8 protein-coding genes, 1 rRNA gene and 1 pseudogene are annotated in these 9,723 nt (G+C 59.4%); 3 read left to right on the forward strand and 7 right to left on the reverse strand.

Translation table 11 applies throughout. The features are described from left to right. Together E0F99_RS26325 and E0F99_RS26330 are read left to right on the forward strand one after the other, a co-directional pair. Positions 1–280, forward strand: a pseudogene (locus E0F99_RS26325) (murein biosynthesis integral membrane protein MurJ); the annotation flags it as partial. A 44-nt stretch (positions 281–324) separates the two neighbouring features. Continuing rightward, positions 325–1,359: an acyltransferase family protein gene (locus tag E0F99_RS26330; protein ID WP_083359239.1), complete on the forward strand. Its 1,035-nt coding sequence runs from the start codon at positions 325–327 to the stop codon at positions 1,357–1,359. A 110-nt stretch (positions 1,360–1,469) separates the two neighbouring features. On the opposite strand, the gene E0F99_RS26335 is transcribed toward E0F99_RS26330, so the two are convergent. From E0F99_RS26335 to E0F99_RS26355, 5 genes are all read right to left on the reverse strand, one after another. Then, positions 1,470–2,051, reverse strand: coding sequence for a DUF4174 domain-containing protein (locus tag E0F99_RS26335; RefSeq protein WP_083359240.1), 582 nt, complete (start codon positions 2,049–2,051; stop codon positions 1,470–1,472). A 164-nt stretch (positions 2,052–2,215) separates the two neighbouring features. Further along, positions 2,216–2,848 carry a glutathione S-transferase N-terminal domain-containing protein gene (locus E0F99_RS26340; protein WP_083359241.1) on the reverse strand — a complete coding sequence of 211 codons (633 nt, stop codon included), beginning with the start codon at positions 2,846–2,848 and terminating at the stop codon, positions 2,216–2,218. Between the two features lie 13 nt (positions 2,849–2,861). Further along, positions 2,862–3,440 (reverse strand): GNAT family N-acetyltransferase, encoded by a 579-nt coding sequence (locus E0F99_RS26345; RefSeq protein ID WP_083359242.1) that lies wholly within the window; start codon positions 3,438–3,440, stop codon positions 2,862–2,864. A gap of 74 nt (positions 3,441–3,514) precedes the next feature. After that, a complete protein-coding gene (locus tag E0F99_RS26350) occupies positions 3,515–5,872 on the reverse strand; it encodes a DNA polymerase II (protein ID WP_083359243.1) in 2,358 nt (785 codons plus the stop codon). A 277-nt stretch (positions 5,873–6,149) separates the two neighbouring features. After that, positions 6,150–6,617 carry an SRPBCC family protein gene (locus E0F99_RS26355; protein WP_083359244.1) on the reverse strand — a complete coding sequence of 156 codons (468 nt, stop codon included), beginning with the start codon at positions 6,615–6,617 and terminating at the stop codon, positions 6,150–6,152. Positions 6,618–6,713: 96 nt separating this feature from the next. Between E0F99_RS26355 and E0F99_RS26360 the strand changes: the two genes are divergently transcribed. Then, positions 6,714–7,115 carry a GFA family protein gene (locus E0F99_RS26360; protein WP_083359245.1) on the forward strand — a complete coding sequence of 134 codons (402 nt, stop codon included), beginning with the start codon at positions 6,714–6,716 and terminating at the stop codon, positions 7,113–7,115. A gap of 1 nt (position 7,116) precedes the next feature. On the opposite strand, the gene mrdA is transcribed toward E0F99_RS26360, so the two are convergent. Together mrdA and rrf are read right to left on the reverse strand one after the other, a co-directional pair. Continuing rightward, a complete protein-coding gene (gene mrdA / locus E0F99_RS26365) occupies positions 7,117–9,009 on the reverse strand; it encodes a penicillin-binding protein 2 (RefSeq protein WP_083359246.1) in 1,893 nt (630 codons plus the stop codon). A 634-nt stretch (positions 9,010–9,643) separates the two neighbouring features. Then, a 5S ribosomal RNA gene (gene rrf / locus E0F99_RS31310) occupies positions 9,644–9,723 on the reverse strand; the annotation flags it as partial.

Consider the following 9,723-nt stretch of genomic DNA (forward strand, 5'->3'; position numbering starts at 1 on the left):
GGTGGGCGCGCTGCCGTGTGGGTTTGGGTGGGCGGGCATGCCGGTGGCGCCGCTGGGGGGGGTGATCTTCACGGCATTGCTGCTGATGCAGCGCCAAAACCTGCTGGGCACCCTGCCCTGGGCGCGGGATTGGTTACTCAGTGCGGCGCTCATGGGGTTGGCCGCGCTGTTGCTGTTTCGGATTCAAGGCGTATGGCTGCAACTGGGGCTAAGTAGCCTGGCAGGCATCGTGGTGTTACTGGGCATGGGGCTGTGGCTGAAGCCGTGGCGCAAGGCGTGAATAATCGATCGGGGGGTGGTCAGGTGAAACATCGTTGGATACAGATGGATATTGCCAAAGGCATTGGCATCCTGATGATCGTGTATGGCCACAGTTGGTTCGTCGCCAACTCTCCGGAGCTGATCTATCCAATCATCGCGTCGTTCATATTGCCGTTGTTCTTTTTCCTGTCCGGGGTGTTCTTCAAGCCCGAGCAACCGTTTGTGGAGATGGCGATACGCAAGGCCGACGGCCTGCTCAAGCCGTTTTTTTTCACCATGCTGGTGTATGTGATCGTACGCAGTGTATTGCGCGGGCAACCGCTGCTGCCGGATGTTGGCGGCGTGCTGTACGCCTCGGTGGACACCATTCCCTGGCAGGCACTGTGGTTTCTGCCGCACTTCTGGGTAGCGATTCTGTTCAGTGGGTTGATGCTGCGGCTGATCCAGCGACTGAAGCTGTCACTGACGATGGGCTGCCTGCTGATGGTCGCGCAACTGTTGCTCGGCATCTGGGTGCTGCCGTGGTTCTGGCAAATCCCCGTGACTGTCGGTGAGCACACCTGGACGCTGCCCGGCCTGCCCTTCAGCCTCGAGATCACCCTGATCAGCAGCACCTACTTCATCTACGGCTACCTGCTGCGCGATTGGCTGCGCAGGCATGAAGGCTCGCTGCTGACGCTGGTGATTTCAGTGGCACTGTTCGCCGCAGTGTTCCTCTACAGCCACGACACCATGGACTTGGCGCAGCGGCGCTACGACCACTGGTTGTGGACCAGCCTGCTGGCGGTGATCGGCGTGTACGCATGCTGGGCACTGGCGCGGGTGCTGATGGTCTCGACCGTGATCACGCGGGCGATGACCTACATCGGCCAGTCGACCCTGATCCTGTTGATTTTCCATGGAGAGATCCAGCACAAGTGCGTCAACCTGATGGAGCGCCTGGGCCTGCCTCCATTCGTGTCGGCTTGTGTGGGCCTGGCGGTGGCGGTGGTGGTGCCGTTGCTGATCGGGGAAGTGATCAAGCGCGTGGCGTTCTTACGGTTTTTCTACTTTCCGTTTCCGGTGCGTAAAGCCGCCAAAACTTCAGAAAACCACTGAACCAATGTGCGAACGGGTTCTCTCTCGAAGGCGGTGTGTCAGTCCATATTTACAGCGACTGGTACACCGCTATCGCGAGCAAGCCCGCTCCCACAGGGGGTTATGTAGGTTCAATCATCGAGTTGCGCAGCGGCTGCCTTGCTGCCGGCCTTGGCAGGCTTGGCTGCTTTGGCGCCCTTAGCTGGCGCGGCGGCGGGCTCTGGTTCTGCAGGCGCGGCAAGTTCTTTTTCGGCCATGGGCATCTGGTCGATGGCGCTGAAGAACTCTTTGAGGTCGAGGGTATCCGGTGGCACGGTCTTCTCGACTTTCTTCTCGCCGTCCTTACCGACCAGGATCACCTTGGTACCGCTGCCAGCGCCTAACTTCAGGGCACGGATCAACGCGTTGGTTTCAGGCGGCGTGAGCTTCTTGTTGTCCTTTGCGTCCTTGGCAAACTTTTCCCCTTCGGCACCGATGCTGCCGAACTTCACGGTGTAAAACACCATGTTGCGCTCTTCAAAGGACTGCTTGTTGGCAGGCTCGTCCAGCTGTTTCTTGAGGGTCGCCAATGTTTCGTTGCCGGCATCAAGCTCCACCACCACCAGCGGGCGGGACTTGCCCACGTCCTGCTTGAGCGGGTTGATATCATCCGCGGCCAACAGCGGCCCCGTAAAAGCCATCAAGGTAGCCAGGGTCAGCGACCGGATGAGCATGCGCACCTCCTTTGAATTCCATGCAGGGTTCTTGAGTTTCATGTCTGCGACAGTCAATTTCAAGGATGATTCCTACACCTCGTTAAGAAGCGTAGGTCAGGAAGCCTGCTACGCAAGGGGTTGGACAGCCTCAACGGTGATTGTTTCTTCTGATTGCGGAAACATTAAGAGACGCCCCACTCCGGCCAATGCCGAGCGAACACAGGCGCCACCACGGGGTCGGCATCCACCTGCGCCAGTGTCTGGGCAAAGCCTGGCGCCAGGTCGTTCAATACGTCCCGCGCCGCGTCCCAGCGCGACACCGCCGCGGCCATAAGGCCCAGTGCATTCGGCACATCATTGGGGGCGAACAACTGGTCAGCGAACTGCTGGGCGAACACCACCCATGCATGATGCAGATAGCGTCGCGTGCCAGTGGTCAACTGCGTCTGCAGCGATTGATCTGCGGTGCCCAGCCAGCGTTGCGGGTAGTCGATGATGCCAATGGCCGAATAGCAGTTCGCGGCGATGTAGACCAGGCCGCGCAGGATCTGCGCGCGGTTGCCGGCAAGCAGGTCCGAGGCGGGAAATTCCAGACCCAGGTGGATCAGGATTGCAGCGCTTTCGGTCAGCACCTGGCCATCGGGCGTTACCAGTGTGGGGATCTGTTTGAGCGGGTTGATGCGGGCCAATGCTTCGCTGCCCTCGCTGTCTTCCCAGGAACTGGCGTCGATGCGGCGCCACTGCACTGCGCAACGCTGCAGGGCGATTTCGATCATGCAGGAGCCGGATTCATCAATACCGTAGAGCGTGTACATGGGCGTTTGCTCCTTATCGCAACAATTTGGCCTGCAAGTTGGCCTTCACCTGCGGCCATTCCGAATCGATGATGCTAAAGCGCACCGAGTTGCGCTTGCGCCCGTCGGGCATGATGCGTTCGTGGCGCACGATGCCTTCTTGCGCGGCGCCGAGCCGCAGGATGGCGGCGCGGGACTTTTCGTTGAGTTCGTCGGTGGTGAATTGCACGCGCACGCAGTCCAACACTTCGAAGGCGTAGGTCAGCAGCAACAGTTTGGCTTCAGTGTTGATCGCGGTTTTTTGCGTGGATTGCGACAAGAAGGTGTGGCCAATCTCAAGCTTGCGATTCACCCGGTCCACCTTCCAGAAGCGTGTACTGCCGACCACCTGGCCGCTGTCGCGACGCACAATAGCGAACGGGATCATGCTGCCGGCCTCACGCCCGATGAGCGCAATGTCGAGGTACTTGTCGACGGTCTCGGGGCCTGGGACGTTGGTGACGTTGAGGTTCCACAGCTCGCCGTCGGCGGCAGCCTCGACCAAGGCAGCCGCGTGTTCACGTTGCAGGGGCCGGAGTTCGACCGTGTTGCCGGTCAGGGTGATCTGAGTCATGAGAAGCTGCGCCGTCTGAGGGTGGTCATCATCAGACCAAGAGTGCAGGCTCGTGTCCCCTCCAGACAAGCGTTTTAGAACAGGCCCATTTGCCCGCCGACCAAGGTGGCGAAATCATCGTTGACGAACGGCAAAATCGCATCGGCCACCGGCTGCAATTGCCGGGTGACGTAATGATCGTAGTCAATCGGCGCCTGCCGCACTTCCAGCGGTTCCGGGCCGTTGACCGTGATCACATAGCTGATCCAGCCACCGCGCTGGTACTGGCGCGGGCGCCCCAGGCGGTCGTTGTATTCATCGGCCAGGCGCGCGGCGCGCACATGCGGTGGCACGTTGCGTTCGTAGTCGTCCAATTGGCGGCGCAGGCGTTTACGGTAGATCAGCAGGTCGTCGAGTTCGCCGCTCAAGGTTCGGCGTACGTAGTCGCGCACGTAGTCCTGATGGGGCTGGCGATGGAAGATGCGCTGGTAGAGCGCCTGCTGGAATTGTCGGGCCAGGGGCGACCAGTCGCTGCGCACGGTTTCCAGGCCTTTGTAGATCATGTCTTCACTGCCATCGGCGTGCACGACCAGGCCGGCGTAGCGTTTTTTGCTGCCCTCCTCCGCGCCACGGATGGTCGGCATGAGGAAGCGGCTGAAGTGGGTTTCGTATTGCAGTTCCAGGGCGCTTTGCAGACCGTATTCGCTGTGCAAATGCGCGCGCCACCAGTCGTTGACGTGCTGCACCAATTCCCGGCCGATGCGGCTGGCGTCATCCGCAGCATGCGCACTGCCGAGCCAGACGAAGGTGGAGTCGGTGTCGCCGTAGATCACCTGGTAACCTTTGGCTTCAACCAGCTCGCGGGTCTGGCGCATGATCTGGTGCCCGCGCATCGTGATCGAGGATGCCAGCCGCGTGTCGAAGAACCGGCAGCCGCTGGAACCGAGTACGCCGTAAAAGGCGTTCATGATGATTTTCAGGGCTTGGGACAACGGCGCGTTGTGTTCACGCTTGGCAGCCTCGCGGCCCTCGGAAACACGCGTGACAATTGACGGCAGGCAGTGTCGGGTGCGCGAAAAACGCGCGCCGCGAAAGCCTTCCACCGACTCGCTGTCGTCGGGGTGCTTGAGGCCTTCGATCAGGCCCACCGGGTCGATCAGGAAGCTGCGGATGATCGAGGGGTAAAGGCTTTTGTAATCGAGTACCAGCACCGATTCGTACAGGCCGGGACGCGAGTCCATCACAAAACCACCGGGGCTGGCCTGGGGCGGTTTGTCACCCAGGTTCGGCGCAACGAAGCCCTGGCGGTGCATCAACGGCATGTACAAGTGGGTGAACGCCGCGACCGAACCGCCGTTGCGATCGGCCGGCAGCCCGGTGACGCTGGCCCGCTCCAGCAGGAACTTGAGCAGCTCGGTCTTCTCGAAAATCCGCGTAACCAGCTCGCAATCCTTGAGGTTGTAGCGCGCCAGGGCGGGCTTGTCCTCGGCAAACATGCGGTTGATTTCGTCCATACGCTGGTACGGCGTAGAAATGTCCTTGCCTTCGCCGAGCAGGGTTTGTGCGACGTTTTCCAGGCTGAAGGATTCGAAGCTCCAGGTCGCCGAACGCAGCGCTTCGATGCCATCGATAATCAAGCGCCCCGCTGCCGCTGCAAAGTAGTGATTGCGACTGCCATGTTCGCGCCAGGCCATGGCCTCACCGCCACGGCCCAGCAGCAGCGGCACGTTGAGGCGCTGGGCGTGTTCGTGAAGCACACGCAGGTCGAACTGCACCACATTCCAGCCGATGATCGCGTCTGGGTCATGGGTGGCAAGCCATTGGTTGAGGCGCTCGAGCAGTTGCGCGCGGGTTTCGCAGTAATCGAGCTTGAAGTCCACCGCATCGGCCTTGTTCGGTGGGCCGAGCATGTACACCTGGCGCTCGCCGCAGCCTTCGAGGGCGATGGAATAGAGGTCGCCTTGAGCGGTGGTCTCGATGTCCAGCGACACCAGTTTCAGCGGCGGGCGGTAATGCGGCGCAGGTTTCATCTGCGCGTCGATTAGGGTACCGCTGGTATCACGTGTGCCGCCGAACCACACCGGCGCGGTGATGAAGCGCTCCATCATGTAACGCTCGGGCGGGCGTACGTCGCCTTCGTAGACATCGACACCGGCAGCGCGCAGGCGTTTTTCCAAGTCCATCAGTTGGCGGTGCTGGCGGGTGTAGAGGCCCATTACCGGGCGGTGATGGAAATCACACAGCTGCAGCGGACGCAGTTCGATATCGCGCTCGCCCTTGAGCAACCAGTCCAGCGGTTTGCGATAGGCCTCGGGGATAAACATCACCGAGGTTTGCACGGGTAGACGCACACACCGTGGGCCTTGGTCGGTCGCCAGCCAGAAACTGACCTCGGTACCCGCTGCCGTGTCACGCCAATGCCGGGTCAGGACAAAACCCTGCTGTAAATCCACCGTACCGCACCTCAGGAATCGCTTTCAGAGCGTGATTCTACTCGGCATCCGGGAAAACGCGGCACGTTAACGCGCACGCAGACCGCGATCTCACAAAATTATTGCAGAACATTAAGTGGCTCGCGGCGGGTAACTGGGCGTGCTGGGCGGCTATCTGACCCAAGGCGATCCGCGTGTGGCGACAGTGTCGGCGAGGGTGGTTTTCCAAAGACATCATTGATCAGCGAAAGACGGCTGAGCGTTTTTATAACGGGCATCGTCTAGGTGCCCGTTTGGGTCAGGCCCGACGGGCTTGACCGAGATAGGTTTCGATATTGCTCATTTGTTCATCCCAGCCACGGGAATTCATCTTGAAGGCTTTCTGGCGTCGGGCTTCGGGCACCGCGTCGAAACCGGACTCAACTACCCGCAGCAAAATGCCTGGCGCCCGATCTTCGAGGGTGAACTCCACCAGAGTCGGTGTTTCGCTGTCGTAGTCGACACCTTCCTCGACCGCGTAAGGGTGCCACCAGAACGAGAACAGGGTGTGTGGCAGGACGCGTTCGATCTTGGCCTTCCACACCACATGTTCGTAGCCGGGATAGGTGATCTGCGCCTCGATGCTTTGCCCGGGCGCAAAGGTTTTGCCTTTAAGGGCGATGCCGAACCAGTTACCGAATTGCTCGGCATCGGTGAGCGCTTCCCACACCTGTTTACGTGAAGCATTGAGCAGTACTTTTCGTTCGATGCGATCTAATACGTGCATAAGTCACCTCCTCCATTCACAGTAGGCGACATCAACCAATGCGCAACCTTGAGTTGTGCGCGCTGATGACCCCGTCCTGAATCAGGCAATACGTGTATGACTGACCCGTTGAATGGAAGTTGCTTGTGCAAGGCTGTGCGCTATCAAGTGGACAGCCTGGACATGCCGATCAGCCATTGCCACTGCTACAGCTGCCGCAAAGTGCATGCAGCAGCGTTTGTGACCACGGCCGGAGTGATGCGCGAGCATTTCCGCTGGACCCAGGGTGAAGCCCTGCTGTCGTCGTTTGAGTCTTCACCGGGCAAAGTCAGGCGTTTCTGCTCGCGTTGCGGCTCACACCTGATAGCGGAGCGTGGGCATCAACCCCACGTGATTGTGCGGGTGGCGACGCTGGATGATGATCCGGGCGTTCGGCCCACCTCGCACATCTGGACCACTCATGATGTGCCCTGGCTTGCTTATGAAAGCCTAGAGCACTGGGACGAGTGGAAGACCTGATTTAGACGTGCGGGTCACCCGGGGCTTTGGCCGGCGTGGCATATTGCGGCTTCAGGTGGCCGTCCTGGTCGAGCAGCCAGGCGTCCATGATTTGCCGGACCACGGGGCCCGCCACCCGCCCACCGGCCTCGCCGTTTTCGATCATCACCGAGATCACGATTGTCGGGTGTTCCGCTGGCGCGAAGCCGACAAACAAGGCGTTGTCGCGATGGCGCTCCAGGGTCTTGTTACGGTTGTAACGCTCCCCCTGCTTGATCGCGACGACTTGCGCCGTACCACTCTTGCCAGCGATGCGGTATTGCGCGCCTGCTGCTGCGGCCCGCGCGATACCACGCGGGTCATGCATGACCAGTTGCATGCCGTGGTTAACCTGCTCCCAATCACGCGGGTCCTTAAGGACTACGTTGGGCATCGGATTTTCATCCACCGGTGGTACACCGTTAATGGTTTTGGCCAAGTGCGGTCGGTTCCACACGCCTTTGTTGGCAATCAACGCGGTGGCCTGGGCCAGCTGCAACGGCGTGACTTGCATGTAGCCCTGACCGATACCGAGGATCACGGTTTCGCCCGGGAACCACGGTTGGCGCCGTGTCGCGCGCTTCCAGGCCTGGGAAGGCATCAGGCCGGCTGACTCTTCGAACATATCGAGGGAGACTTTCTGGCCGAGGCCGAATTCGGCCAGGTAATCGTGGAGGCGGTCGATACCCAGTTTGTGGGCCAGGTCGTAGAAGTAGGTGTCGTTGGAACGCATGATGGCGGCGTCCATGTCCACCCATCCGTCGCCGCTGTGGTTCCAGTTACGGTATTTGTGGTCAAAATCGGGTAACTGGTAGTAACCGGGGTCAAACACGCGGGTTTGCGCGGTGACCACACCACTGTCGAGGCCGGCGATAGCCACTTCCGGCTTGATCGTCGAACCCGGGGCGTAGAGCCCGCGTAGCACGCGGTTGAACAGCGGACGGTCGATGGAATCGTGCAGCGCGGCGTATTGCTTGAAGCTGATACCAGTGACGAACAGGTTGGGGTCAAAGCTCGGCTTGCTGACCATCGCCAGTACTTCGCCGGTTTGCGGGTCCAGGGCCACTACCGAGCCACGGCGATCGCCCAAGGCTTTTTCAGCGGCTTCTTGCAATTTGACATCGAGACTCAGGACAATATTTTTGCCGGGGATCGGGTCGGTGTGCTTAAGCACGCGCAGTACGCGGCCCTGGGCGTTAGTTTCGACCTCTTCATAGCCAACGTGGCCGTGCAGTTCAGACTCGTAGAAACGCTCGATACCGGTCTTGCCAATGGACTGGGTACCGCGGTACTCCACCGAATCGAGGGTTTTGGATTCTTTTTCGTTGATACGACCTACGTAGCCAATCGAATGCGCAAAATGCGCGCCCAGAGGGTAATGGCGGACAAATTGCGGCTCTACGTCTACACCGGGCAGGCGGAATTCGTTGACCGCCAGTACGGCGATCTGTTCTTCCGTCAATTCGTAGAACAACGTCACGGGCACGAAAGGATGGCGGGCTTGCTTCAGCGCCTTGTCGAACACGGCGCGGTCTTCGGTGGGCAAGTGCAACAGGTTGACGATAGCGTCCAACTCACCCTTGAGGTCGGTGGTGCGCTCACGGGTGATGGTCAGGTTGTAGCTGGGACGGTTGTCGGCAAGCACCACACCATTGCGATCATAGATCAACCCACGTGTCGGTGTAATCGGCAGTACGTGGACCCGGTTGTTTTCAGAAATCGTGGAGTGATAGTCGTACTGCACCACTTGCAGGAAATACATGCGCCCTACCAGGGCGCAAGTGATGCCAATGACCAACAGCGCGCAGGCGAGTAGGCGCTTGTTGACCAAGCGGTTTTCTTTTTCGTGATCCTTGATCGGTATCGGTTCAGGCATTTCTACAGCATCTCGTTGAAGAAGGTCGACGCCGCGTCCTGCGGATGAAAGATCAATCCTTGTGAAAATGTGCTGCACGATACCAAAAATGCAGAAACACTTTGCATCGATTTCCCCAATGGCATGCTGTTCCGTCCGTCAAGGACCGATTTTGGCTCCAGAAAGACCTCTAAACCGAAGGTGCCCTACTCACGGCCGATACCTGACTGTTTAAAGCCGCCAAAGAGCGCGGGACTCGTGAGCCACGGGTGTTGATCAGCACGCGACCGGCGTCAATACGTATGGCGAGAGCGTGGGCTTTCTGTGGGTCCGAGGACAGAAGACGCTGATGCGTGCTTGGCCATCCACCGCGCACGGGATATGGGTCTATCCTTTGATGATCGCGTCAGTGAGTTCTGCTTCCACGGACGCAACGGCATCTACGGGGTCGCCGTTATGCGTGCTCGAGGATCGCCCCCCTGTTTTGACACGTTGCGCCTCTACTACAGCGCAAGACGCCATGTTCAGGCAGGGTTGAGAGCACTGATTGAGTTGAGCAAAGGCGGGACTTTTAAAATATCTATAGTCCTTTGCTTTCCGACCGCCCAAAACAAAACCCCTGTTTGCGTTAGCAAACAGGGGTTCTGGAATTTAATCTTGACGATGACCTACTCTCACATGGGGAAACCCCACACTACCATCGGCGATGCATCGTTTCACTGCTGAGTTCGGGAT

Source organism: Pseudomonas antarctica, assembly GCF_900624995.1.
In the GTDB taxonomy this organism is placed as follows: Bacteria; Pseudomonadota; Gammaproteobacteria; order Pseudomonadales; family Pseudomonadaceae; genus Aquipseudomonas; species Aquipseudomonas antarctica.